Genomic DNA, 24,334 nt, shown 5'->3' with positions numbered 1-24,334 from the left:
CGTGAAGGCACATAATAAAGGGATTCACCGCATGAGGAAATCACTACTCGCCCTGCTCGCAGCCGGCGGAATGGCCCTGACCTGTCTGGCTCAGGCCGCAGTGCAACTCAAGGACGGTCATCCGGACCGTTACACCGTGGTCAAAGGCGATACGCTCTGGGATATCTCCGGTAAATTCCTCAGCCAGCCGTGGAAGTGGCCGGAAATCTGGCACGCCAATCCACAGGTCGCCAACCCGCACCTGATCTACCCCGGTGACACCCTCAATCTGGTCTATGTCGACGGTCAACCACGCCTGATGCTCAACCGCGGTGAATCGCGCGGCACCATCAAGCTGTCGCCGCAGGTGCGCAGCACGCCGATGGCCGAGGCGATCCCGACCATCCCGCTGGAGGCGATCAACAGCTTCCTGCTGAGCAACCGCATCGTCGACACCCCGGAAGAATTCAACGGCAAGCCCTATATCGTCGCCGGCAACGCCGAGCGCGTGGTCAGCGGCGCCGGTGATCGTATCTACGCGCGTGGCCAGTTCGACGAGCAACATCCTATCTACGGCGTATTCCGCCAGGGCAAGACGTATACCGACCCCGAAACCAAGGAGTTCCTTGGTATCAACGCCGACGATATCGGTACCGGCGAGATCGTCGCCGAGGAAGGCGATATCGGTACCCTGTTGCTCAGCCGCTCGACTCAAGAGGTTCGTCTGGGTGACCGCCTGTTCCCCACCGAGGAGCGTGCGATCAACTCCACCTTCATGCCCAGCGAGCCAGCCGGTGAGATCAAGGGCGTTATTCTCGACGTGCCGCGTGGCGTGAATCAGATTGGCCAGTTCGACGTGGTCACCCTGAACAAGGGCGCCCGCGACGGCCTGGAGATTGGCAACGTGCTGGCGGTGTACAAGACCGGCGAAACCGTGCGCGACCGTGTCACCGGCGAGAGCGTGAAGATCCCGGACGAGCGCTCCGGCCTGCTGATGGTGTTCCGCACCTACGACAAGCTCAGCTACGGCCTGGTGTTGCAGGCCAGCCGCCAACTGGCCGTGATGGACAAGGTCCGCAACCCGTAATGCCCAACGAGCCCCGCAAATGCGGGGCTCGTGCTTTCTGGTCGCCAGGATGGCGGCGCAACGCATCAGGGAAGAATCGTCATGCCTACATCCTCCTCGCTGTTCCCCGCAATTTCTCCTGCCGAGCTTGAAGCCCGTCTGCGCCTGCACCTGCTGCCGGAGCTGGGGCCGCGACGTTTTCGCAAGCTGCTGAGTGCCTTCGAGACCGCCTCGGCTGCGCTGAGCGCGCCGGCCAGTGCCTGGCGGGCTCTGGGGCTGCCGGCCGCCTGCGCCGAGCCGCGGCGCAGTGAAGATATTCGCGAGCGAGCGCGTGCTGCACTGCAGTGGCTGGAGCAGCCCGGTCAGCAGGTGCTGATGTGGGACGATCCAAGCTACCCGGCGCTGCTGGCCGAACTGGCGGATGCGCCGCCGCTGTTGTTCGTGGCGGGCGAGCCGAGTGTGCTGGAGTCGCCACAACTGGCCATGGTCGGCAGCCGGCGCGCCTCGCAGCCCGGCCTGGACAATGCACGGGTCTTCGCCCGCAGCCTGGCTGGTGGTGGCTTCGTCATCACCAGCGGGCTGGCGTTGGGCATCGATGGCGCCGCGCATCTGGGCGCGCTGGAGGGCGATGGTAAAACGATAGCCGTGCTGGGTACCGGCTTGCAGTGCCTGTATCCGCGGCGACATGTGGGGCTGGCGGCACGGATCATCGAGCAGGGCGGCGCGCTGGTTTCCGAACTGCCGCTGGACTGCCCGCCGCAGGCCAGCAACTTCCCGCGGCGCAACAGAATCATCAGCGGCCTGTCGCTGGGTGTGCTGGTGGTCGAGGCCAGCCCTTCGAGCGGTTCGCTGATCACCGCGCGGCTGGCCGCCGAACAGGGGCGTGAGGTCTACGCCATTCCCGGTTCCATCCATCATCCCGGCGCGCGCGGCTGTCACCAGCTGATTCGCGATGGCGCCACGCTGGTGGAGAGCATCGAGCACATCCTCGAAGCCCTGCGCGGTTGGCAGACGCAGGCTGTAGCACCCGTGCCCAAGGCAACGTCGGAACAGGCCGAGCATCCGCTACTGGCCTTGCTGCATGCCGCGCCGCACAGTACCGAGGCACTGGTGCAGACCAGTGGCTGGCCATTGGCGCAGGTGCTGGCGGCCTTGACCGAGCTGGAGCTCGATGGCCAGGTGTGCAACGAGGCCGGGCGCTGGCTGGCGCGACCTCGCTGAACGCTTGTCTGCCCTCTCCCGCAAATGGGAGAGAGTAGGCCGTGCCTCCCTATGCACATAGGCTCTACAGTCGTATGGCCGTCTTGGATAGACTGCCGCCCATTGATTCACTGGGAGACGGTCGATGGCCAGCAACTGGCAGATACAGCAAACGGCGCGAGTGGTGCGTGAGGGGGGCGTGATCGCCTATCCGACCGAGGCGGTCTGGGGTCTTGGCTGCGACCCGTGGAACGAAGAGGCGGTGGATCGCCTGCTGGCGCTCAAGGAGCGGCCGATGCGCAAGGGCCTGATCGTGGTCGCCGACGACATCGAGCAGTTCGACTTCCTCCTCGAAGACCTGCCCGAAGTCTGGCAGGAGCGCCTGGCCGGCAGCTGGCCAGGCCCGAATACCTGGCTGGTGCCGCACCAGAATCGTCTGCCCGAGTGGGTCACCGGCGAGCACGACAGCGTCGCCCTGCGCGTCAGCGATCACCCGCTGGTGCGTGCACTATGCCGTTACACCGGCCCGCTGATCTCCACCTCGGCCAACCCGGCCGGGCGCCCGTCGGCACGTTCGCGTCTGCGCGTCGAGCAGTACTTTCCGGGGGAGTTGGACAAGGTTCTGGGTGGGGCACTGGGCGGACGCAAGAACCCCAGCCTGATTCGTGATCTGCGTACGGGCGATGTGATTCGCCCGTCCTGACGCGCTTGAACGCTCGCGGCTAAAGCCCCTCCCACGATTGTGGCGGCTGTGGGAGGGGCTTTAGCCGCGACTGTTTTACGGCAGCAAGATGGTCGAGCCGGTGGTCTGCCGCGAGCTCAGCGCGTCCTGGGCGGCGGCGGCGTCCTTGAGCGCGTAGCGGTTGCTGATTTCCACCTGCAGCTTGCCGCTGCTGATCATCGCGAACAGCTCGTCGGCCATGGTCTGCAGGCGCTGCGCGCTGGTGGCGTAGCCGGCCAGGGTCGGGCGGGTGACGTACAGCGAACCCTTCTGCGCCAGGATGCCCAGATTGACTCCGGTAACCGCGCCCGAGGCGTTGCCGAAGCTGACCAGCAGGCCGCGCGGTGCCACGCAGTCCAGCGAGGTTTCCCAGGTGTCCTTGCCGACGCCGTCGTAGACCACCGGGCACTTGGCGCCGTCGGTCAGCTCCAGCACGCGCTGCACCACGTTCTCATGGCTGTAGTCGATGGTCGCCCAGGCGCCCTGCTCCCTGGCGCGCGCGGCCTTTTCCGCCGAGCTGACGGTGCCGATCAGCTTGACGCCCAACGCCCTCGCCCATTGGCAGGCAAAGGAGCCGACGCCGCCAGCCGCAGCGTGGAACAGGATGGTTTCGCCGCCCTTTAGCTCATAGGTCTGGCGCAGCAGGTACTGCACCGTCAGGCCCTTGAGCATTACCGCGGCGGCCTGCTCGAAGCTGATGCTGTCCGGCAGTTTCACCAGCTTGTCGGCTGGCAGCACGTGCAGTTCGCTGTAGGAGCCCAGCGGGCCGGTGGCGTAGGCGACGCGATCACCCACGGCAAAGCCTTCGACCTCGCTGCCGACTGCCTCGACCACGCCGGCACCTTCGGTGCCCAGGCTCGAAGGCAGCGCGGGCGGCTGGTACAGGCCACTGCGGAAATAGGTGTCGATGAAGTTCAGGCCGATGGCGTGGTTGGCCACGCGAACCTCGCGCGGGCCCGGTACTGCCGGCTGGTAATCGCGGTATTGCAGCACGTCGCTGCCGCCGTGCTGGCTGAACTCAATACGCTTGGCCATCTCGGATTCCTTCTGCTCGAGCCGTCGAAGCGGCGAAAAAGGGTCTATCCAATCCTCTCGATTGACCGACGTCAACTGCGGATGTGCCTGGGTGAATGCTATGCTGCCCGCCGATTCCGCCCTGCTCTCTGTTCAAGGTGCCGCCGTGACTGACCGTACCGAGGCCGTGAAGGCCTATCTGCTCGACCTGCAAGATCGCATCTGTTCCGCCCTGCAAGCCGAAGACGGCCAGGCCGTGTTCGCCGAGGACGCCTGGCAGCGCCCGGCCGGTGGTGGCGGTCGCACGCGGGTGATCGAGAACGGCGCACTGATCGAAAAGGGCGGGGTGAATTTCTCCCACGTATTCGGCGACAGCCTGCCGCCGTCGGCCAGTGCCCATCGCCCCGAGCTGGCCGGGCGCGGTTTCCAGGCCCTCGGCGTGTCGCTGGTGATTCACCCGGAAAACCCCTACGTGCCCACCTCGCACGCCAACGTGCGCTTCTTCAGCGCCGAGAAGGAAGGCGAGGAGCCGGTGTGGTGGTTCGGCGGCGGCTTCGACCTCACGCCCTACTACGCCAATGAAGAGGACTGCGTGCACTGGCACCAGGTCGCCCATGATGCCTGCGCGCCGTTCGGCCCCGAGGTCTATGCGAAGTTCAAGGCCTGGTGCGACCGCTACTTCCACCTCAAGCACCGCGGCGAGCCGCGGGGTATCGGCGGGCTGTTCTTCGACGACCTCAACGAGTGGGACTTCAACACCAGCTTCGCCTTCATACGCGCCATCGGTGACGCCTACATCGACGCCTACCTGCCCATCGTCCAGCGCCGCAAGGCCATGCCCTTCGGCGAGCGCGAACGTGAGTTCCAGGCTTTCCGTCGTGGGCGCTACGTGGAATTCAACCTGGTGTTCGACCGCGGCACCCTGTTCGGCCTGCAGTCCGGCGGGCGTACCGAGTCGATCCTCATGTCGCTGCCGCCGCAGGTGCGCTGGGGCTACGACTGGAAGCCGGAGCCGGGCAGCGAGGAAGCGCGCCTGACCGAGTACTTCCTTACCGATCGCGACTGGCTCCAGGCGGCGCCGTGACCCCGTAGCCCGGATGCAATCCGGGGCATTGACCAGACATCCCCGGATCTCATCCGGGCTACGATCTGTTGCTCACCACCGAGAAATTCCATGGACCGCTACTGCGTCTTCGGCAACCCCATCGGCCACAGCAAATCACCGCTGATCCATCGTCTGTTCGCCGAGCAGACCGGCCAGGCATTGACCTACGACGCGCGTCTGGCGCCGCTGGATGACTTCGTGGGCGACGCCCGCGCCTTTTTCGCCGACGGTCTGGGCGGCAACGTTACCGTGCCGTTCAAGGAAGAGGCCTTTCGCCTGACCGATGAACTGACCGAGCGCGCCCGCCGCGCCGGTGCGGTGAATACCCTGAAGAAGCTGGCCGACGGCCGCCTGCTCGGCGACAACACCGACGGCGCCGGCCTGACCCGCGACCTGCAGAACAACGCCGGTTTCAGCCTGGCCGGCAAGCGCATCCTTATTCTCGGAGCCGGCGGTGCCGTGCGCGGCGTGCTCGAACCCTTCCTGGCGCAGAAGCCGGCCGTGCTGGTGATCGCCAACCGCACCGTGGCCAAGGCCGAGCAACTGGTGCGCGAATTCGCCGATCTCGGCCCACTGGTCGCCGCCGGTTTCGACTGGATCGATGCGCCAGTCGACCTGATCGTCAACGGCACCTCGGCCAGCCTCGGCGGCGAGTTGCCGCCGATTGCGCCAAGCCTGATCCAGCCTGGGCATACGGTCTGCTACGACATGATGTACGGCCGCGAGGCGACCGCCTTCAATCGCTGGGCCGCCGAGCACGGGGCAGCGCGTTGCCTGGATGGGTTGGGCATGCTGGTCGAGCAGGCGGCCGAGGCATTCGAGCTCTGGCGTGGGGTGCGCCCAGATACGGCGCCGGTGCTGGCCGAGCTGCGCCGTCAGCTGGCAGGCTAGCGCATGGACGAGCAAGTGCTGCCTCGTATCAGCGGCTACCACGCCCACGTCTATTTCGACGCCGGCAGCGTCGATCAGGCGCGTACGTTGTGCGAAGAAGCCGCGCGGCGTTTTCCGCTGAAGATGGGCCGGGTGCACGAGCGTCCGGTCGGTCCGCATCCATGCTGGAGTTGCCAGCTGGCCTTCCGCGCCGAACTGTTCGCCGACGTCGTGCCCTGGCTGATGCTCCGCCGCGGTGGCCTGGACGTCTTGCTGCACCCGATCACCGGTAACGAACTGCGTGACCATCGCGACTGTGCGATGTGGATCGGTCGCTCGCACGTGCTGGATCTGAGCGTGCTCGATGACGCCGAGGACTGAAATCCAGCTGCGTAGGGTGATTAGGCGCATATCGCCAATTCAGATGCCCAGCGCATGTTTAGCCGCGCCGTAACCCACCATTGGTGTCACGCGGGAAGATCGCCCGGTGGATTACGCGGCGCGCTATCGCCGCGCGGTCAGGTCGTTCGTGGATTGTGCCGCCCACCCTACGGGTTCGACGCCGCCTCGCTCAGTCTTCGAACTGCACCGGGCAATGCTCGGCGCCTTCCAGCTTGAGAATCTCCTCCACCACCTGTGGTCGTGCCTGGCGTAGCACCAGGCTGCGCTGCAACGCCTGCAGGCGGCGTGCTTCCTGATGCAGCATCTCCACACCGGCATAGTCGATGAAGTTGATGTGCCGTGCATCGATTATCAGGCGCTGGCCGCGGCTGCGCTGCAGCAGTTGCTGGATGTACTGGCAGGCACCGAAGAAGATCGAGCCGTCGATGCGCAGCACCTCGTCGTCGCCGTCGTGCCACAGGCGTACGCGCGGCTGCGAGGTGCGCTTGAGGTAGAAGAACAGCGAAGCCAGCACGCCGGCATAGATCGCCGTCTGCAGCTCCAGCACCAGAGTGGCGGTGAAAGTCAGTAGCATCACCACGAACTCGGAGCGGCTCACCTTGCGCAGCGCGCGGATCGCCGGCAGATCCACCAGACCCCAGCAGATCAGCAGGATGCCGGCGGCCATCACCGGCAGCGGAATATGCGTCAGCAGCGCCGTGCCGAACACCGCGAACAGCGCCACCAGCAGCGCCGAGAACACCCCGGCCAGCGGCGTGCGCGCGCCGGCCTGCAGGTTCAGCGCCGAGCGGGTGAACGACCCGGCCGACAGCGAGCCGGAGAACCACGGCCCGATCATGTTCGACAGGCCCTGAGCGCGCACCTCCTGGTTGGCGTCGAGGAACTGGTGCGATTTCACCGCCAGGGCGCGGGCGATGGACAGGCTGGTGACCAGTCCGAGCATGCCGCAGGCCACCGCTGCCGGTAGCAGGCGCAACACGTCGTCGAGGTCGAAACTCAGCAGGGTCAGAGGCGGCAGGCCGCCGTCGAACGGTGCCACCAGGGCGATGTCAGCGGTGAAACGTGCCGGTAGCAGCCACGCCAGCAGGCTGCCGCAGACCAGGCCGATCAACAGTGCGGGCGCCTTTGGCCAGAGTTTGCGCACGGCCACGCTGAGCAGCAGGGTAACGGCGGCCAGGGTCAGGCTGGGCCAGTGCGCCTCGGGCAGGTGTTGGCCGATCTGCAGCAGGCTGGTCAGGGCCGTGGGTTGGCTGGCGACCTCGACGCCGAGCAGGTTGGGCATCTGGCCGATGGCGATCACCAGGGCCGCGCCGAGGGTGAAGCCGAGCACCACCGACTGCGAGACGAAGTTCACCAGCGCGCCGAAGCGCAGCAGGCCGAGCAGCCATTGGAACAGCCCGGCGAGAAAGGTCAGCAGCAGGATCAGGGCGATGAACTCATCGCTGCCCAAGCGCGCCATGGGCGTGACGCTGGTGAACAGGACGATGGAAATGGCAGCGGTCGGCCCGCAGATCAGGTGCCAGGACGAGCCCCACAGGCAGGCGATGATCACCGGGACGATGGCCGCGTACAGACCGTATTCGGCAGGCAGGCCGGCGATCAGCGCGTAGGCCAGCGATTGCGGCAGAGCCAGGATAGCCCCCGACAGGCCCACCAGCAGATCGTTGCCGAGGGTGCCGCGGCGAGTGCCGGGCAGCCAGCGCAGGAAAGGCAACAGGGTCTGAAGATTGGGTAACGGCATCGTCTGCTGGTTTGCTTCGTCCAGGAAAGTGAAGTGTAAACGACGTGCCAGTTGGCCGCTGGCGGAGCAGCTCGTGTTCCGCCTGCGGTCGCTGCAGGCCGCGCCCGGTAGGCGCAGATTTATCCGCGATCAGGGTCGGGCCCCGCGCCAAGCCCTGTCGCGAATAAATTCGCTTCTACCGGATGAAAGCGCTCACAGCCGTGCCTTCACCGCCGCCAGACCGTCGCCACCGTCGCGCGTGGTGACGCCCTGCAACCAGCCATCGAGCACCTGCGGGTTGGCCTTGAGCCAGGCCTTGATCGCCTCGTCGTTGCTGGCCTGCTTGCTCAGCACCTGATCCATGATGCTGTTCTCCATGTCCTGAGTGAAGCGCAGGTTGCTAAGCAGCTTGCCGACGTTCGGGCACTGCGCGGCATAGCCTTTGCGCGCCAGCGTGTTGACCTGGCCGCTGTCGCCGAAATACTTCTCGCCGCCCTTGAGGTACTTCATGTCGTACTGCACGTTCATCGGGTGCGGCGTCCAGCCGAGGAAGACGACGAACTGATCGCGCTTCACCGCACGCCCCACTTGCACCAGCATCGCCTGCTCGCTGGACTCCACCAGTTTCCAGTCGCCCAGGCCGAACTCGTCGGCGTCGATCATCTGCTTTATCGAATCGTTACCCGGCGAGCCGGAAGCGATGCCGTAGAGCTTGTTGCCGAACTTGTCGGCGTGCTTGTCGAGGTCGGCAAAGGTCTTTACCCCTGCCTCGTAGGCATAGGCTGGCACCGCAAGGGTGTATTCGGTGCCTTCGAGGTTCTGCGCCAGCTTGTCCACCTCGCCGCTGGCGACGAACTTGTCGTAGTTGCTCTGCTGCGCCGGCATCCAGTTGCCGAGGAACACGTCGACCTGCCCTTTCTGCAGCCCGGCAAAAATGATCGGCACGGCCAGGGTCTGGCTTTGCGTCTTGTAGCCCAGGCCGTCGAGCAGGAAGCTGGCGATGCCGTTGGTCACGGCGATGTCGCTCCAGCCGGGGTCACCCAACTTGACCGTGGCACAGGCGGCATCTTCGGCCCAGACATTGCCGGCGCTGGTGAGCGCGGTGGCGAGTAACAGCACACTGAATCGGTTCATGGCGTCTCTCCTTTTTTCTTCTGGTTTTCGCGATTGGCAGCTTGCAAGGCTCAGGCCCGTGGCGCGGAGCAAAGGTTCAACCGACGACCGGAAAACGCGCGCGGCGCTCCAGGTCGTCGAGGTCGATATGGTTGCGCATGTATTGCTGGCTGGCGTCGACCATTGGCTGATGGTCCCAACTGGTCAGTTTGCCCTGGCTCAGGGCTTCGGCCACCAGCCGGCGGCGGCGCTGGCTGGCCAGGGTGGCGGTGTGAATGGCCGGGACGTCCCATCGCTCGCGGGCCTCGGCGACGAAGCCTGCTACCGTAGTGCGGTGCTCGGCGGACCCGGCCAGGTTGCGCTGCTCCAGCGGGTCATCGTGCAGATTGAACAGCAGCAACGGGTCCTGCTCGGAATAGACGAATTTCCAAGGCCCGCGGCGGATCATCATCAGCGGGCTGAGCGTGCCTTCGGCCATGTATTCGCCGAGCACTTCGTCATGCCCGCCTTCACTCTTGAGGTGCGGCAGCAGTGAGTGACCATCCAACTCCAGGCCCTGCTCGACCTGGCCGCCGGCCAGTTCCACCAGGGTCGGCAGCAGATCGAGCGTGGAGACCGACTGGCTGACCCGATGCGCGGCGAAGCGACTCGGCGCGTGCACCAGCAGCGGCACGCGGGCGGACATCTCGAACCAGTGCATCTTGTACCAGAGGCCACGCTCGCCGAGCATGTCACCGTGGTCGCCGGAGAAGACGATCAGGGTGTCGCCTGCCAGGCCGCATTCTTCCAGGGTCTTCAGCAACTTACCGATGTTGTCGTCGATATAGCTGCAGGCGCCGAAGTAGGCGCGTCGCGCATCGCGGACCTTGTCCTCGGGCAATGGCTTGTCCCACAGGTCGATGACCTTGAGCAGGCGCTGCGAGTGCGGGTCCTGCTCGGTCTGCTCGACGTGCTGGCGCGGCATGGGGATGTCCACGCCCTCATAGCGGTCCCAGTATTCGCGGGGAATGGTGTAGGGGTCGTGCGGGTGGGTCATCGACACGGTCAGGCAGAACGGCTGCTCGGGCGTCAGGCGCACGTGGTCGTAGAGGTACTGGCGCGCCTTGAACACCACCTCCTCGTCGAAATCCAGCTGGTTGCTGCGCACGCAGGGGCCGGCCTGCAGCACCGAGGACATGTTGTGGTACCAGCTGGCGCGCACGTCCGGCTCGTCCCAGTTCACCGCCCAGCCGTAGTCGGCCGGATAGATATCGCTGGTCAGGCGTTCCTCGTAGCCGTGCAGCTGGTCCGGGCCGCAGAAGTGCATCTTGCCCGACAGCGCGGTGCGATAGCCGAGGCGGCGCAGGTAGTGGGCGTAGGTCGGCACGTCGGCGGGAAAATCCGCGGCGTTGTCGTAGGCGCCGATCTTCGACGGCAGCCGCCCGCTGACCAGGGTGAAGCGCGACGGCGCACAGAGCGGGCTGTTGCAGTAGGCTGAGTCGAACACCACGGCCTGTTCGGCCAGCTTCATCAGGTTGGGCATCTGCACCGGCGAGGCGGCATCGTGCAGCGGCATGATCGGCGCGGCCATCTGGTCGGCCATGATGAAGAGGATGTTCGGGCGCTTCATGGTGGCGATATTCCATACTGTGGGTTTATGCGACAGTGCAGTGCCATAATTCCGGCTGAACGCTGGTAGGGTAAACCCGGCTGCGACACATGCCTCGGATAAGTAAAGCTTATGTTTAAAGTTATCGATGGGCTGTCGCTCGACGCGCTGCGGGTGTTCGAGTCGGCGGCACGCCAGCTCAGTTTCACCGCTGCCGCCAATGAGCTGGGCAGCAGCCAGCCGGCCGTCAGCCAGCAGATCAAGCGCCTCGAACAGCAACTGGCTACGCGTCTGTTCGACCGCGTCTATCGCGGCATTGTGCTGACCGAAGCCGGCGAGTTGCTGCTGGCCCATGTGCAGGAAGGGCTGGCGGCCCTCGATGCGGGGCTGGCTGCTGTCACCGCGCGGCAGCAGCACGAAGTGCTGCAGGTGGCCACCGACTTCGCATTCGCCGCCTACTGGCTGATGCCGCGTCTGCAGCGTTTCAATCGCCTGTACCCGGAGGTCGATGTCAGCCTGATCACCAGCGAGCGTGACCCGGCCACGGTACCCAGTGACATCGACGTGGCGATCCGCTTCGGCGATGGTCGTTTCAAGCACGGCGAAGCACACCTGCTGTTTCGCGAAGAGGTGTTCCCGGTGTGCAGCCCGCGCCTGCTCGGCACACGTCAGCCTCCGCTGCCGACCGAGGCGCTGACCGAACTGCCGCTGCTGCACCTGCGCCCGGAACACCGCTCGCGCTGGTTCGACTGGGAAGGGTTGTTCCGCGCCCTCGGCATCGCCAGCCAGCCGACGCCCGGCGCCCTGCGCTTCGACAACTACACCCTGCTGATCCAGGCCGCCATCGCCGGCCAGGGCGTGGCCATCGGCTGGCGCCATCTGGTGGACGAACTGCTCGCTCAGGGCCTGCTCTGCCGCCTGGGTGAAGCCGAGGCGCAGTCGGCGCTCGGTTATTACCTGGTGCTGCCCGAGCGCAAGCGCCGCCAGCGCCTGACCGCGCGTTTCGTCGACTGGCTGCAGGCCGAGCTGGATTTGCCAGCAGCGAGCGTTTGATCGGGCCATACTGCAAGCGCAAGCGCTGAGTCCTATACTGAGCGCCACCGCACACCGCGACCCTCGTGAAATGTGCTTGCGGTCCCTCCACTCCAACCGGTGAAGTGAATCTTGAAACTCCGTCATTCGATTTTGGGCCTGCTGCTGTGCGGCAGCCTTGTTGTTTCGGACCTCCAGGCCGCGCCGGTCCAGCCCAAGCAGCAGCTGGCCGCCGGCAGCGCATTGCTTATCGACCTGAATACCGACCAGGAGCGGTATTCCAGCAACCCGGACCTGCGCCTGCCGGTCGCCTCGGTCACCAAGCTGATGACCGCCATGGTGGTGCTCGATGCCAAGCTGCCGCTGGACGAGGTGCTGCCGATCACCATCCGCGATACCCAGGAAATGCAGGGCGTGTTCTCCCGCGTGCGCATCGGCAGCGAGATCACCCGCCGCGAGATGCTGCACCTGGCGCTGATGTCCTCGGAGAACCGTGCCGCCGCCAGCCTCGCCCACCATTACCCGGGTGGCCACGCCGCCTTCATCGCGGCCATGAACGCCAAGGCCAAGGCGCTGGGCATGCACCACAGCCATTTCGTCGAGCCTACCGGCCTGTCCGAGCACAACGTCGCCACCGCCCGTGACCTGGCGCTGATGGTCAAGGCGGCCAACCAGTATCCGCTGATCCACCAGTTCAGCACCGACTCCGAGGCCACCGTAGCCTTCCGCAAGCCCAACTACACCCTGGGCTTTCGCAATACCAACGCGCTGGTGCGCAAGGCGGACTGGAACATCAACCTGAGCAAGACCGGCTTCACCAATGCCGCCGGCCGCTGCCTGGTGATGGCCACCACCATCGCCAACCGTCCGGTGGCCTTCGTGGTGCTCGGCGCCTTCGGCAAGTACACCCACATGGCCGATGCCAACCGCCTCAAGCGCTGGATGGAGACCGGCAAGGTCACCCCGGTGCCGGCAGCCGCGCTCAGCTACAAGCAGCAGAAGCTGGCCGAATGGAGCCTGCAGGCCGCGCAGTGATCTGCAGCGACATGCAAAAAAGGGCGACTCCATGAGTCGCCCTTTTTCGTTTTACCTGCCGTAGCCCGAATGCAATCCGGGGAAACCACGGCTCAGGCCCCGGATTGCATCCGGGCTACGGTTGTTGCGTCTCAGGCCGGGCAGCCGAGTCGCTCGCTGAGGAAATCGAGAAAGCAGGTGATGCGCGATGCCAGCGCGGTGTTGCGGTAGTACACCGCGTTGATTGGCTGGCGCACCTCCACGCGCTGCTCGGCCAGCACCTCCACCAGCGCGCCGCTGGCGCGGGCGGCATCGGTCATGAAGTCGGACAGGCACACCAGGCCCTCGCCGGCCAGGGCCAGTGCGAGGATGGTGTCGCCGCTGGAGGCGCGCAGGCTCGGCGTGATGCGCCAGCGCTCGCCAAGGGCATGACGCAGCGGCCAGTCGTTGAGGCTGTCGGGCTCGGTGAAGCCGATCAGGCTGTGGCCGGGCAAATCCTCGGTGCGCGCCGGTGTGCCATGCCGGCGCAGGTATTCGGGGCTGGCCAGCACGCGGCGATAGCTGTGGCACAGCGGCCGGGCGTACAGGCTGGAGTCCGGCAGGTTGCCGATGCGGATGGCCAGGTCGGTACGCCGCTCCAGCAGGTCGATGATGCGGTCGTCGCTGTTCAGCTCCAACTCGATCTGCGGGTAAAGCGCGCGAAACTCGCCGATCAGCGGCACGATCGCGTGCAGCATAAAGGGCGAGGCGGTGTTGATCCGCAAACGTCCGGCCGGTGCCTGGCGGCGCAGGGTCATCTGCTCCTCGGCTTGCTCGACGCTGGCCAGGATGCGCCGCGCCTGAGCCAGGAACACCTCGCCCTCCTCGGTCAGCTCCAGGCGCCGAGTGGTGCGGCGCAGCAGGGTGACGCCGAGCTTTTCCTCCAGTCGACTCAGCGCGCGGCTGACGCCCGACGCGGTTTGCTCCAGTTGCTCGGCCGCGGCGCTGATCGAACCGCTGTCGACCACGCTGACGAAAGCGAGCATTTCTTCCAGGCTGGTCTTCATCGTTGACCTTCAGTCAAAAGTGTTTGTTAGGTTGACCGCTATTTCCGCATGAGTCTGACGCGGATACTGCTTCCTCTCCACCCGGCCCGCCAAGGGCCTGCAACTTTTGCGCGATCAATGGGGCCGAAACTTCCGTACCCGTTCCGGCCCGATACTCGGCCAGCGCTGCGTAACCCATGAGGAATTCTGTATGAAATTCATTCCACCCTTCGGTCTTGGCACCTTCCGCCTCAAGGATCAGATCGCCATCGACTCGGTGCGCACCGGCCTCGAGCTGGGCTACCGGCATATCGACACGGCGCAGATCTACGGCAACGAGGCCGAGGTTGGCCAGGCCATCGCCGACAGCAGCGTGGCGCGTGACGAGTTGTTCGTCACCACCAAGATCTGGACCGAGAACCTCGGCAGTGGCCAGGTCATCGCCAGCTTGCAGGAGAGCCTGCAGCGCCTGGGCCTGGAGCGGGTCGACCTGACCCTGATCCACTGGCCGTCGCCGAATGACGAGATTCCCGTGGCGCAGTACCTGGGCGAACTGCTCGAGGCCAAGCGCCAGGGTCTGACCGCGGCCATCGGTGTGTCCAACTTCACTATCGCCCATTTGCGCCAGGCCATCGAGGCCGTTGGTGTGGAGGAGATCGCAACCAACCAGGTGGAAATCCATCCGCTGTTGCAGAACCGCAAGCTGGTGGATTTCGCCCGGCAGCAGGGCATCCATCTGACCGCCTACATGCCGCTGGCCTACGGCAAGGTGCTGGCCGAGCCGGAAATCCAGCGCATCGCCGCTGCTCATGGCGTCAGCCCGGCGCAAGTCGCCCTGGCCTGGTCGCTGCAGCAGGGCTATACGGTGATCCCCTCCTCGACCAAGCGCGAGAATCTGGCCGCCAACCTGGCTGCTGCCGAGCTGCGCCTGAGCACCGAAGACATGACAGCCATCGAGGCGCTGGATCGTGGCGAACGCGTTGCCAATCCAGGCTTCGCGCCGCGCTGGGATTGAGCCCGGCGCTGATCACGGACACCCGGCAGATCCGGGCCAGTGACGGCATGACCGCTACTGCTCAGAATCTCGCGCTCAGGGTCAGTTGCAGGTTGCGCGGCTCGCCATACCAGAGCTGGCTGTAGAAACCGATCTGCTCCAGGTACTTCTTGTCGAAAGCGTTGTTGAGGTTGGCGGTCGCCGCGATATTTTCGCTGATCTGGTACTTGGCCATCAGGTCGACCAGGGCGTAGCTGCCGGCGCTTACGTCCACCGGGCCGTTGGGGCTGCCGGTGTTGGCGCGTGAGATACCGCTGCGCCAGGTGGTGCCTGCGCCCAGGGTCAGGTCTCTCAATGCACCGTCCAGCCGGTAGGTGGTGAACAGCTTGAATTGCGTGCGCGGGTGGGTGGTGTTGATCGCCTTGCCTTCGGCATTGCGGGCAATGAAGTGGGTGTAGCTGGTGGACAGGTTCCATGCGTCAGTCAACGCGCCGCTCAGCTCCAGGTCGAAGCCATCGACTACCGCGCCCTTGCCCGACTTGTAAGCCTGCTGGCTGGGGTCGGCAATCAGGAAGGTATCGGGAATGGCTTCGGCCAAGCCCTCCTGTTTGGTGCGATAGACCGACAGGGCGGCATTGAGCTGACCGTCCAGATAGCCGGCCTTGATCCCGGCTTCGTAGCTGTCGCCGGTGACCGGGTCGAGGAAGCTGCCATCCGGCGCCCTTTGCGTCTGGTTCTTGAAGATGCTGGTGTAGCTCGTGTACAGGCTGTAGGTCTGATCGAGGTCGTAGACCAGGCCGGCATAGGGCGTGACCTCATCGCTATAGCGATAGTTGCGCTGGGTGCCGAAGTAGTTCTGTTCGATTTTCCAGGTGCTGACGCGAGCGCCCAGAATCAGATGCAGCGGGTCGGCCAGCGACAGGCGTGTCACCGCGTAGGCGCCAGTCTGACGAATATCGGTTCGGTCACCGTTGGCCCGAACGTTCGACCAGACGGGTTCGGCGATGTCGCCGTTGGTCCAGTCCAGTCTCGAGTCGGCAATCGGCGCGGTGCCTGGTACCGGCAGGTACTGGTCCATCTGCAGATCGTCGTCGATGCTCATCCAGCCGAACGCGGCTTCGTGAGTGCGCCCCAGCAGCTCGAACGGCCCGCTGCTGGTCAGGTGCCAGTCGTCGCGGGTGCGCTCACCGTCGTACTTGAGGAAGCTGGCGCTCATGCCGGCGTTGTCCCGGTCTGGATATCCGCCGCGGAACAGGTAGCGCATGGCGTAATCTGCCTCGGTACGACTGTAGGCCGCGCGCAGCTTCCAATCGTTGTCCAGCTGGTGCTCGAGATCGACGAAGGCGCTGTTCGACTCGGTGCCGAAGTACGACCACTTGGTGTTGTTGGCCGTGGAGCGACCAAAGTTAGTGCGCGATCCGTCGGCGTAGAACATTGGAACGCCGGCGCCCATGCCGTCGGTATCGTTCTTCTGGTGTTCGAGGCTCAAGGTCAGCTGCGTGCTTGGGGTCAGCTCCGCGCTGATCACGCCGTACAGCGTTTCACTGTCGTAACTCTGATGGTCGATGAAGGTGTCGCGCTCGGAGTAGGCCGCTACCACCCGGGCTGCGATTCGACCGTCAGCGCTGAGCGGGGTGGAGATATCGATATCGCCACGGCGCTGATGCCAACGTCCGATGCCGAGCGAGCCGCCGATGGCGAACTCCGGCAATGGGCGCTTGCGTATGAAGTTGACCGCGGCCGAGGGGTTGCCGGCGCCGGTCAGCAACCCCGTCGAGCCGCGCACCACCTCGACGCGATCATAGATCGCCGAATCGATATCGGTGGCGCCGAAGTTCCAGAAGTTGTTGATCGGCGAAGCCAATCCATCGAACTGGAAGTTGTCGATATCGAACCCGCGTGCGGAAAACGACACCCGATTGCTGTCGCTGCGGCTCATCGAGATACCCGGAGCGCTGGCGAGGACCGCCGCCGTGTCACGCAGGCCGCGATCTTCGATCTGTTGGCGGGTGACGACGCTCACCGATTGTGGCGTCTCGCGTATCGACAGCGGCAGGCCTACGGCGGTGGACATGCTGCCGGTGGTGTAGCTGCCCGTGCCCTCGGTTCCCGACTGCGGCAGCTGCTTGCCATGCACATTCATCGCCGGCAGCGTCAGGCTGGACTCGCTCGCGCCGTTGTCATCGAAATCCCCTTGTGACGCTGCCCCGGCTGTCAGGGGTGCCATTGCCGTGGCCAGCAATGTGCTGCATATCACCGAGGCTAGCGGCGTGAGGGGGAAGATCGAACACTTCGACATGGCAGGACCTCTTGGGAATAATTTCTTCGTGCGAATTATTCACATTTACTTGAAGGTCCACTTTTGCCGGATGCCAGTGTTCCTATGCTGGATGCCAGGGCGGGAACGACGGTGTTGGGGTGATGTCCTGCTAGATCGACTCGCGGGGAGAAACACCGAAATGGTGCCGGTACGCGGTGGCGAAATTGCTGGCGTGGCGATAGCCAACGTAGTGGGCGGCGTCCTGAACGCGCCAACCCTGTTCGAGGTATTGCCTGGCCAGCTCCATGCGGCGCCGACGCAGGTAGGTCATGACGCTGACGCCGTAGGCTTGCTGGAACTTCTGGCGTAGAGAGCTGGGGCTCATGCACGCCAGTTGTGCCAGCTGGTGCAGGCTGTGCTCGGCTCCAGGCTCTTGATGCAGGTAATCGCGAACCCGTTCCAGCAGGGCCCGGTCACGTGGATTGAGCGAGGGAGCGTCGCGCTCATTGGTGCCAATGGCGCTCAAGCCGTGCGCCAACAGTTGCAGTGCCAGGCCCTCGTTCAAGAGCCGTTGCAGGCAGCCTTGCGCCTGTTCGCAGGCCAGGGCCTGCAACCCCTGTTGCAGGCTTGCGGGAATGGTCCAGCGTTGGGTGTAGGCGCTGCGGCGTTGCAGGTTGCCACGTAGCTGATCCGCCAGGTTCTCGTCTGCCAGGTCATCGATGTTGCCGATGGACAGGTTGAGGCCGCGCAAGTTGTGATGAGCGTGATGCCGAGCCGTCTGAGCGGGCCCTTCCTGGCTGAGCAGGATGACGCCATGACCAGGCGTGAGGGTGATGGAGGCGGGGCCGGCGAGCTGAGCCTGTCCCTCCAGCAGGACGATCATGGTCAGGCTGGGAGAGGTGAATGACTGAGCCTGGTAGCCCTGGAAGGTTTGCACCTGAGAGCTGACCAGCGTCATGCCCAGGCTGGTTTCCTGCTCGTTGATGTAGCCCTGCATCACGCACGGATTATCCTCGTGCTGTGCGCCAATCAGGCTGTAATGCACATGATGACGCCGGCCCAACTGGCGGAGATCCTCCAGCGAATACCGACATGGGGCAGGTTGGGGCTGAACCAAGAGAAGCACCAGATTGTTCAAAACGCAGATAATAGCATTGCTTCTCATTTGCGCATTGGTGCTGGTTGGCGGATCGCCTGGTACATGCTCTCCCGCTATGAGGGCGCGGCAGAGCGATATTCCGGCTTCGCTCGACGTCCCTTCGTTGAGGGCTAGCGCCCGCCAGCGATATCGATCAACGCGCCGGTGGTATAGCTGGCCTTGTCGTCGAGTAGCCAGACGATCGCCTCTGCGACTTCCTCGGCACGCCCGGCGCGGCCCAGCGGCGTGGTCTTGCCGAGACGCTCGGCGCGATCCGGCTGGCCGCCGCTGGCGTGGATCTCGGTGTCGATCAACCCCGGGCGCACGGCATTGACCCGCACGCCTTCGCCACCCAGCTCCTTGGCCAGGCCGCGGGTCAGCACGTCCATGGCGCCTTTCGCCCCGGCGTAGTCGACGTATTCGAAGGAGGCGCCGAGGCTGGCGGCGATGGACGACACCAGCACCATCGAACCGCCCTCGCCGCCGCGGCTGCGCGCCATACGCCGGGCACCCTCGCGCGCGGTCAGGTAGCTGCCCAGCACGTTGACGTCGAACATGTGCCGCAGGCGCTCGCCGCTCATCTCCAGCAGCGGCATGGGCGGCGCGACGATGCCGGCGTTGACCACCAGCCCATGCAGCGGGCCGAGCTTGTCCATGGCGGCGAACAGGTGTTGTACGTCCGCTTCGACCGCCACATCACCGGGCAGGGCGATGGCCTTGCCGCCCGCGGCTTCGATCTGCTCCACCACCTCAGCGGCGGCGTCGCGGTCGTTGCGGTAGTTCACCCCGACCGTCCAGCCGCCAGCGGCGGCCAGCAGGGCGGTGGCACGGCCGATGCCGCGACTGGCACCGGTTATCAGCAGGTTCTTGCTCATGGCTGGGCTCCCTTGTCGTTTTGGTCTTCAGGTTGCCGAATGTATCCCACGGCCGCCATAGGTGTATCGATGCTAGGCATGACGCTCGGGTATTCAGGCGCTACCATGCGCGCCTCTTTTCGTTCCGCCGCCATCGTCCGGTTCTGCCGGCTTGCCGAGACACCATGAAACCCGCATCCCTTCGCGCCGACCTGCTGGCCGGCCTGACCTCGTCCTTCGCCCTGGTGCCCGAGTGCATCGCCTTCGCCCTGGTGGCCCAGGTCAACCCACTGATGGGCCTGTACGGCGCTTTCATCATCTGCACCCTAACCGCCCTGTTTGGCGGCCGGCCGGGCATGATCTCCGGTGCGGCCGGCTCGATGGCCGTGGTGATCGTCGCGCTGGTGGTGCAACACGGCGTGCAGTACTTGCTGGCCACGGTGCTGCTCGGTGGTCTGATCATGCTGGCGTTCGGCCTGCTGCGCCTGGGTAAGCTGATCCGCATGGTGCCGCACCCGGTGATGCTCGGCTTCGTCAATGGCCTGGCGATCATCATCGCCCTGGCTCAGCTCGAGCATTTCCAGCACGACGGCCACTGGCTGCAGGGTAACGCGCTGTACCTGATGCTCGGCCTGGTGGCGCTGACCATGGTCATCGTCTACCTGCTGCCGCGACTGACTCGCGCGGTGCCGCCGGCGTTGGTGGCGATCCTCGGCATTGGCGCGCTGGTCTACCTGCTGGACCTGCCGACCCACACCCTCGGCGACATGGCGCAGATCGCTGGTGGCCTGCCGAACCTGATACTGCCGGACATTCCCTGGAATCTGGAAACCCTCTCCATCATCGCCCCTTACGCGGTGTTGATGGCGCTGGTCGGCCTGCTGGAAACCCTGCTGACGCTGAACCTCACCGACGAGATTACCGCCACCCGTGGCCACCCGGATCGCGAGTGCGTGGCGCTCGGTGTGGCCAACATGACCTCCGGCCTGTTCGGCGGCATGGGCGGCTGCGCGATGATTGGTCAGACGGTAATCAACCTCAGCTCCGGCGGGCGCGGGCGACTGTCCGGCGTGGTCGCCGGGGTGATGATCCTGCTCTTCGTGCTGTTCCTCTCGCCGCTGATCGAGAGCATCCCGCTGGCGGCGCTGGTCGGGGTGATGTTCGTGGTGGCGCAGCAGACCTTCGCCTGGGGCTCGCTGCGCGTGGCCGGCAAGGTGCCGATCAACGACGTGCTGGTGATCGTCGCGGTGACTGCCATCACCGTCGCCACCGATTTGGCCACGGCGGTGCTCTGCGGCATCGTCATCGCCGCGCTTAACTTCGCCTGGCAGCATGCCCGCGAGCTGTATGCCGACAGTGACATGCAGGCCGACGGCAGCAAGCTCTACCGTGTGCATGGCACCTTGTTCTTCGCCTCCTGTACCGCCTTTCTAGCCCAGTTCGAGCCGGCCGACGACCCGCAGCAGGTGACCCTGGACTGCCGCCACCTGAGCTTCGTCGACTACTCCGCCATCGCCGCGCTGAAGACCCTGCGCGAACGCTACGAGCGCGCCGGCAAGCACCTGCGTGTCGTGCATTTGTCCGAGCGTTGCAAGCAGTTGCTCAAGCGCGCTGGCGAGTAGACGGCTGACGCTGTAATGAAAAAACCGCTGCCCTGTCGCCAGGTGCAGCGGTTTTTTTGGGGGGATCGAAAGCGATCAGCGGCGCGCGCCGCGTACCCCTTCAGCCAGTTCGCGGCACAGGCCGAGCACGCCGTCGATGGCTTGCTGCGGGCTCTTCGCCTCGGCGATCTTGTCGATCAGCGCCGAGCCGACCACCGCGCCCTCGGCGCGCTTGGCCACTTCGGCGGCGTGTTCGGGGGTGCGGATGCCGAAGCCGATGCACAGGGGCAGGTCGGTGTGGCGGCGCAGGCGCGCTACGGCTTCCTCGACGTGATCCATGGTCGCCGCGCCGGCGCCGGTCACGCCGGCCACCGACACGTAGTAGACGAAGCCGGAGCTGCCGGCCAGCACGGTGGGCAGGCGGTCGTCGTCGGTGGTCGGCGTGGTCAGGCGGATGAAGTCCATGCCTGCGCTCTGCGCCGGCTCGCACAGCTCGTCGTTGTGCTCCGGCGGCAGGTCGACCACGATCAGGCCATCTACGCCAGCGGCTTTGGCATCGGCGATGAAGCGCTCCACGCCGTAGACGAAGATGGGGTTGTAGTAGCCCATCAATACCAGCGGCGTGCTCTGGTTGCCTTGTCGGAATTCACGAACCATCTGCAGCGTTTGCTGCATGCCCTGCTTGCCGGCCAGCGCACGGATGTTGGCGAGCTGAATGGCCGGGCCGTCGGCCATCGGGTCGGTGAAGGGCATGCCCAGCTCGATCACGTCGGCACCGGCGTCCGGCAGGCCCTTGAGGATGCTCAGCGAGGTGGCGTAGTCGGGGTCGCCGGCGGTGACGAAGGTGACCAGCGCGGCGCGGTTTTCCTGCTTGAGTTCGGCGAAACGGTTCTGCAGGCGGCTCATGCGTGTTTCTCCTGTTCGCCCATGTGGTGCATCACGGTTTGCATGTCCTTGTCGCCACGACCGGACAGGTTGATCACCATCAGGTGATCCTTGGGCAGCTTCGGCGCACGTTTGAAGGCTTCGGCCAGTGCGTGGGCGCTTTCCAGGGCCGGGATGATGCCTTCCAGGCGGCAGCAGTGATGGAAGGCTTCGAGGGCTTCGTCATCGCTGATCGGCACGTATTCGACGCGCTTGATCTCGTGCAACCAGGCGTGTTCCGGGCCGACGCCGGGGTAGTCGAGGCCGGCGGAAATCGAGTGGGCATCGGTGATCTGGCCGTCCTCGTCCTGCAGCAGGAAGGTGCGGTTGCCGTGCAGCACGCCCGGCGCGCCGCCAGCCATGCTCGCCGCATGCTTGCCGGTGTCGATGCCGTGGCCCGCAGCCTCGACGCCGACGATCTGCACGCCCAGGTCATCAAGGAAAGGGTGGAACAGGCCGATGGCGTTGGAGCCGCCGCCGATGCAGGCCACCAGCGAGTCGGGCAGGCGCCCTTCCTTGTCCAGGATCTGTTCGCGTACTTCGTTGCCGATCACCGACTGGAAATCGCGGACCATGGCCGGATACGGGTGCGGGCCGGCAGCGGTGCCGATCAGGTAGAAAGTGTTGTGGACGTTGGTCACCCAGTCGCGCAGGGCTTCGTTCATGGCGTCCTTGAGGGTGCCGGTGCCGGCGGTGACCGGGATCACCTCGGCGCCGAGCAGCTTCATGCGGAAGACGTTGGCCTGCTGACGATCGATGTCGGTGGTGCCCATGTACACCACGCACTGCATGCCGAAGCGCGCGGCCACGGTGGCGGTGGCCACGCCGTGCATGCCGGCGCCGGTCTCGGCGATGATGCGCTGCTTGCCCATGCGCTTGGCCAGGAGGATCTGGCCGATGCAGTTGTTGATCTTGTGCGCGCCGGTGTGGTTCAGGTCTTCACGCTTGAGATAGATCTTCGCTCCGCCGAAGTGCTCGGAGAGGCGCTCGGCGTAGTACAGCGGGCTGGCGCGGCCGATATAGTCGCGCTGGAAGTAGGCGAGCTCTTCGAGGAAGGCCGGATCGTTCTTGGCCTGCTCGTATTCGGCGGCCAGCGAGTTGATCAGCGGCATCAGGGTTTCGGCGACGAACTGACCACCGAAGCGGCCGAACAGGCCGCGAGCGTCGGGACCGGTACGAAATGAGGTCATGGCGTGCTCCTTGTCGACAGCGCGGGGCTGGCAGGGCGAGTGGTTGACGGAGCCATTCTACCGCCGGCTGAGTGAGATAAAAGCGATTAGATCGAACCGATTCGTCAGGAAAACTCACAGGTCTAACGACGCCAGGCGCTCATTTCGATGGGCGGTGCAGAACTCGGTAACGCTTGGCCAGTCTCAGCAGCGGCGGCTGCTCAGCCGTTCTTCCAGGGAGAAAGGGAATGCACAAGGTATTGGCGGTAGGCGTGGTGGTTGCGGCGTGGCTGAGTACGGCCCAGGCACAGACACTGGAGCTGGACGGCATCGGCGTTTCGCGCGATGTGCCATGCAACGGACTCGACGTGATCATCACCGGAAATGGCAACCAGTTTCGCCTCGCCGGTGACTGTGGCCAGATCGAGGTGGGTGGCTCCGAACAGCAGGTCAGTTTCGGCGAGGCCAGCAGCTTGGTGGTGACCGGGGCGAACAATCGCGTCGAGGCCGAGCGTGTCGGCGGGCTTGATGTCAGCGGCAGCGAACACCGTATCGACAGTCAGGTGCAGGGTAGCGGTCAGCCGGCACAGGTCGCCTTATACGGCGAAGGCCACGTGCTCGATCTGGACTTGAGCGGCCCCGTGCAGATCGAAGTCAACGGCATCGGCCAGCAACTGACTTGGCGTGGCGACGAGCCGCAGATCGAAACCAGCGGCGTCGAGCACCACATCGAGCGCGACTGATCCATCCGGCAGGTTGGCGGCCCGTCGGGAACGTGATTAGATGCCCTGACTCGTCAGGAAAAATCACCTCTCCCATGAGCCGAGACCTGCCCCCACTCAATGCCCTGCGCGCCTTCGAAGCCGCAGCCCGCCTGCAGAGCGTAAGCAAGGCAGGCGAAGAGCTGCACGTTACCCATGGGGCCATCAGCCGGCAGATTCGTGCGCTGGAAGAACAGCTCGGCGTCAGCCTGTTCCACAAGGAAGGGCGCGGAGTGAAACTCACAGATGCCGGCCTACGCCTGCGCGATGTCGCCTCCGAGAGCTTCGAGCGCCTGAGTAGCGTTTGTACCGATCTGCGTCGGCAGCAGGCGGAGCGCCCCTTCGTGCTCGGCTGCCCCGGCAGCCTGCTGGCGCGCTGGTTCATCCCGCGTCTGGATCGTCTGCAGCGCGAGTTGCCGGAGCTCAACCTGCAACTGTCGGCCAGCGAGGGCGAGCTGGACCCGCGCCGCCCGGGTATCGACGCCACGCTGCTGTTCGCCGAGCCGCCCTGGCCGGCCGACATGCAGGTGTACGCGCTTGCGCCCGAGCGCATCGGGCCGGTGCTCAGCCCGCGTTATGCGCGGCATGCCGAGCTGGCCGGGCAGGCACCTGCGGCGCTGCTCGGCGAGCCCTTGCTGCACACCGCTTCGCGCCCTCAGGCCTGGCCGCAGTGGGCGCATGCGCAAGGGTTGGCACCGGCTGCGCTCAGGCATGGGCAGGGCTTCGAGCACCTTTACTACCTGCTCGAAGCGGCCGCTGCCGGCCTCGGCGTGGCCATCGCGCC

General features: G+C 65.3%; 22 protein-coding genes. 12 read left to right on the top strand and 10 right to left on the bottom strand.

The window, feature by feature from the left end:
- Positions 1-31 precede the first annotated feature (31 nt).
- From B3P22_RS01550 to B3P22_RS01540, 3 genes are all read left to right on the top strand, one after another.
- Positions 32-1,066: a LysM peptidoglycan-binding domain-containing protein gene (locus tag B3P22_RS01550; RefSeq protein ID WP_275546482.1), complete on the top strand. Its 1,035-nt coding sequence runs from the start codon at positions 32-34 to the stop codon at positions 1,064-1,066.
- An 81-nt stretch (positions 1,067-1,147) separates the two neighbouring features.
- The gene (gene dprA / locus B3P22_RS01545; protein WP_296269614.1) at positions 1,148-2,266 is read left to right on the top strand and encodes a DNA-processing protein DprA; all 1,119 of its coding nucleotides are present in this window, start codon (positions 1,148-1,150) and stop codon (positions 2,264-2,266) included.
- Between the two features lie 124 nt (positions 2,267-2,390).
- Positions 2,391-2,948, top strand: a complete 558-nt coding sequence (locus B3P22_RS01540) for an L-threonylcarbamoyladenylate synthase (RefSeq protein ID WP_197858761.1) — start codon at positions 2,391-2,393, stop codon at positions 2,946-2,948.
- A gap of 75 nt (positions 2,949-3,023) precedes the next feature.
- Here B3P22_RS01540 and B3P22_RS01535 read toward each other — a convergent pair whose 3' ends face one another.
- Complete coding sequence (locus tag B3P22_RS01535; protein WP_275546484.1) at positions 3,024-4,001, bottom strand: NADPH:quinone reductase; 978 nt, start codon at positions 3,999-4,001, stop codon at positions 3,024-3,026.
- A gap of 145 nt (positions 4,002-4,146) precedes the next feature.
- On the opposite strand from B3P22_RS01535, the gene hemF reads away from it, so the two are divergent.
- The 3 genes from hemF (at position 4,147) to B3P22_RS01520 (ending at position 6,336) form a co-directional block, all read left to right on the top strand.
- Positions 4,147-5,064: an oxygen-dependent coproporphyrinogen oxidase gene (gene hemF, locus B3P22_RS01530; protein ID WP_275546485.1), complete on the top strand. Its 918-nt coding sequence runs from the start codon at positions 4,147-4,149 to the stop codon at positions 5,062-5,064.
- Positions 5,065-5,154: 90 nt separating this feature from the next.
- Positions 5,155-5,976, top strand: coding sequence for a shikimate dehydrogenase (gene aroE, locus B3P22_RS01525; protein WP_275546486.1), 822 nt, complete (start codon positions 5,155-5,157; stop codon positions 5,974-5,976).
- Positions 5,977-5,979: 3 nt separating this feature from the next.
- Positions 5,980-6,336, top strand: coding sequence for a DOPA 4,5-dioxygenase family protein (locus B3P22_RS01520; RefSeq protein ID WP_275546487.1), 357 nt, complete (start codon positions 5,980-5,982; stop codon positions 6,334-6,336).
- Between the two features lie 190 nt (positions 6,337-6,526).
- Here B3P22_RS01520 and B3P22_RS01515 read toward each other — a convergent pair whose 3' ends face one another.
- From B3P22_RS01515 to betC, 3 genes are all read right to left on the bottom strand, one after another.
- The gene (locus B3P22_RS01515; RefSeq protein ID WP_275546488.1) at positions 6,527-8,098 is read right to left on the bottom strand and encodes a SulP family inorganic anion transporter; all 1,572 of its coding nucleotides are present in this window, start codon (positions 8,096-8,098) and stop codon (positions 6,527-6,529) included.
- Between the two features lie 192 nt (positions 8,099-8,290).
- A complete protein-coding gene (locus B3P22_RS01510; RefSeq protein ID WP_275546489.1) occupies positions 8,291-9,211 on the bottom strand; it encodes a choline ABC transporter substrate-binding protein in 921 nt (306 codons plus the stop codon).
- A 76-nt stretch (positions 9,212-9,287) separates the two neighbouring features.
- Complete coding sequence (gene betC / locus B3P22_RS01505; protein ID WP_275546490.1) at positions 9,288-10,799, bottom strand: choline-sulfatase; 1,512 nt, start codon at positions 10,797-10,799, stop codon at positions 9,288-9,290.
- 111 nt (positions 10,800-10,910) lie between these two features.
- On the opposite strand from betC, the gene B3P22_RS01500 reads away from it, so the two are divergent.
- A complete protein-coding gene (locus B3P22_RS01500) occupies positions 10,911-11,831 on the top strand; it encodes a choline sulfate utilization transcriptional regulator (RefSeq protein ID WP_275546491.1) in 921 nt (306 codons plus the stop codon).
- 111 nt (positions 11,832-11,942) lie between these two features.
- Positions 11,943-12,845: a D-alanyl-D-alanine endopeptidase gene (gene pbpG / locus B3P22_RS01495; protein ID WP_296269613.1), complete on the top strand. Its 903-nt coding sequence runs from the start codon at positions 11,943-11,945 to the stop codon at positions 12,843-12,845.
- A 131-nt stretch (positions 12,846-12,976) separates the two neighbouring features.
- Here the strand turns inward: pbpG and B3P22_RS01490 are convergent, their stop codons facing one another.
- Positions 12,977-13,870 carry a LysR substrate-binding domain-containing protein gene (locus B3P22_RS01490; RefSeq protein ID WP_296269612.1) on the bottom strand — a complete coding sequence of 298 codons (894 nt, stop codon included), beginning with the start codon at positions 13,868-13,870 and terminating at the stop codon, positions 12,977-12,979.
- A 190-nt stretch (positions 13,871-14,060) separates the two neighbouring features.
- Between B3P22_RS01490 and dkgB the strand changes: the two genes are divergently transcribed.
- On the top strand, positions 14,061-14,864 hold the full coding sequence (gene dkgB, locus B3P22_RS01485) for a 2,5-didehydrogluconate reductase DkgB (protein ID WP_296269611.1): 804 nt from the start codon (positions 14,061-14,063) through the stop codon (positions 14,862-14,864).
- 61 nt (positions 14,865-14,925) lie between these two features.
- Here the strand turns inward: dkgB and fauA are convergent, their stop codons facing one another.
- The 3 genes from fauA to B3P22_RS01470 all read right to left on the bottom strand — a co-directional run bounded on the left by fauA (position 14,926) and on the right by B3P22_RS01470 (position 19,116).
- Complete coding sequence (gene fauA / locus B3P22_RS01480; RefSeq protein ID WP_296269610.1) at positions 14,926-17,070, bottom strand: TonB-dependent alcaligin siderophore receptor FauA; 2,145 nt, start codon at positions 17,068-17,070, stop codon at positions 14,926-14,928.
- A 202-nt stretch (positions 17,071-17,272) separates the two neighbouring features.
- A complete protein-coding gene (locus B3P22_RS01475) occupies positions 17,273-18,148 on the bottom strand; it encodes an AraC family transcriptional regulator (protein WP_296269609.1) in 876 nt (291 codons plus the stop codon).
- A 224-nt stretch (positions 18,149-18,372) separates the two neighbouring features.
- Positions 18,373-19,116, bottom strand: a complete 744-nt coding sequence (locus tag B3P22_RS01470; protein WP_296269608.1) for an SDR family oxidoreductase — start codon at positions 19,114-19,116, stop codon at positions 18,373-18,375.
- 164 nt (positions 19,117-19,280) lie between these two features.
- Here B3P22_RS01470 and B3P22_RS01465 point away from each other — a divergent pair, with 164 nt between their 5' ends.
- On the top strand, positions 19,281-20,717 hold the full coding sequence (locus B3P22_RS01465; RefSeq protein ID WP_296269607.1) for a SulP family inorganic anion transporter: 1,437 nt from the start codon (positions 19,281-19,283) through the stop codon (positions 20,715-20,717).
- Between the two features lie 75 nt (positions 20,718-20,792).
- On the opposite strand, the gene trpA is transcribed toward B3P22_RS01465, so the two are convergent.
- Positions 20,793-21,602, bottom strand: a complete 810-nt coding sequence (gene trpA, locus B3P22_RS01460; RefSeq protein WP_296269606.1) for a tryptophan synthase subunit alpha — start codon at positions 21,600-21,602, stop codon at positions 20,793-20,795.
- The gene (gene trpB, locus B3P22_RS01455) at positions 21,599-22,810 is read right to left on the bottom strand and encodes a tryptophan synthase subunit beta (protein ID WP_296269605.1); all 1,212 of its coding nucleotides are present in this window, start codon (positions 22,808-22,810) and stop codon (positions 21,599-21,601) included. Before trpB ends, trpA begins: the two co-directional genes overlap by 4 nt.
- Positions 22,811-23,037: 227 nt before the next feature.
- On the opposite strand from trpB, the gene B3P22_RS01450 reads away from it, so the two are divergent.
- Positions 23,038-23,532: a DUF3060 domain-containing protein gene (locus B3P22_RS01450; RefSeq protein WP_296269604.1), complete on the top strand. Its 495-nt coding sequence runs from the start codon at positions 23,038-23,040 to the stop codon at positions 23,530-23,532.
- Positions 23,533-23,606: 74 nt separating this feature from the next.
- Positions 23,607-24,334, top strand: a 728-nt coding sequence (locus B3P22_RS01445; protein WP_296269603.1) for a LysR family transcriptional regulator, incomplete at its 3' end; no start/stop codon positions are given.

It is taken from the genome of Pseudomonas sp. UBA6323, from assembly GCF_002439135.1.
Taxonomy (GTDB): Bacteria; Pseudomonadota; Gammaproteobacteria; order Pseudomonadales; family Pseudomonadaceae; genus Aquipseudomonas.
This window is presented reverse-complemented; position numbering and strand designations above follow the sequence as displayed.

Coding starts and splice junctions, on each gene's coding strand:
- B3P22_RS01550 (WP_275546482.1), top strand. CDS start 32: ATGAGGAAATCACTACTCGCCCTGCTCGCAGCCGGCGGAATGGCCCTG.
- dprA (WP_296269614.1), top strand. CDS start 1,148: ATGCCTACATCCTCCTCGCTGTTCCCCGCAATTTCTCCTGCCGAGCTT.
- B3P22_RS01540 (WP_197858761.1), top strand. CDS start 2,391: ATGGCCAGCAACTGGCAGATACAGCAAACGGCGCGAGTGGTGCGTGAG.
- B3P22_RS01535 (WP_275546484.1), bottom strand. CDS start 4,001: ATGGCCAAGCGTATTGAGTTCAGCCAGCACGGCGGCAGCGACGTGCTG.
- aroE (WP_275546486.1), top strand. CDS start 5,155: ATGGACCGCTACTGCGTCTTCGGCAACCCCATCGGCCACAGCAAATCA.
- B3P22_RS01520 (WP_275546487.1), top strand. CDS start 5,980: ATGGACGAGCAAGTGCTGCCTCGTATCAGCGGCTACCACGCCCACGTC.
- B3P22_RS01515 (WP_275546488.1), bottom strand. CDS start 8,098: ATGCCGTTACCCAATCTTCAGACCCTGTTGCCTTTCCTGCGCTGGCTG.
- B3P22_RS01510 (WP_275546489.1), bottom strand. CDS start 9,211: ATGAACCGATTCAGTGTGCTGTTACTCGCCACCGCGCTCACCAGCGCC.
- betC (WP_275546490.1), bottom strand. CDS start 10,799: ATGAAGCGCCCGAACATCCTCTTCATCATGGCCGACCAGATGGCCGCG.
- B3P22_RS01500 (WP_275546491.1), top strand. CDS start 10,911: ATGTTTAAAGTTATCGATGGGCTGTCGCTCGACGCGCTGCGGGTGTTC.
- B3P22_RS01490 (WP_296269612.1), bottom strand. CDS start 13,870: ATGAAGACCAGCCTGGAAGAAATGCTCGCTTTCGTCAGCGTGGTCGAC.
- dkgB (WP_296269611.1), top strand. CDS start 14,061: ATGAAATTCATTCCACCCTTCGGTCTTGGCACCTTCCGCCTCAAGGAT.
- fauA (WP_296269610.1), bottom strand. CDS start 17,070: ATGGCACCCCTGACAGCCGGGGCAGCGTCACAAGGGGATTTCGATGAC.
- B3P22_RS01470 (WP_296269608.1), bottom strand. CDS start 19,116: ATGAGCAAGAACCTGCTGATAACCGGTGCCAGTCGCGGCATCGGCCGT.
- B3P22_RS01465 (WP_296269607.1), top strand. CDS start 19,281: ATGAAACCCGCATCCCTTCGCGCCGACCTGCTGGCCGGCCTGACCTCG.
- trpA (WP_296269606.1), bottom strand. CDS start 21,602: ATGAGCCGCCTGCAGAACCGTTTCGCCGAACTCAAGCAGGAAAACCGC.
- trpB (WP_296269605.1), bottom strand. CDS start 22,810: ATGACCTCATTTCGTACCGGTCCCGACGCTCGCGGCCTGTTCGGCCGC.
- B3P22_RS01450 (WP_296269604.1), top strand. CDS start 23,038: ATGCACAAGGTATTGGCGGTAGGCGTGGTGGTTGCGGCGTGGCTGAGT.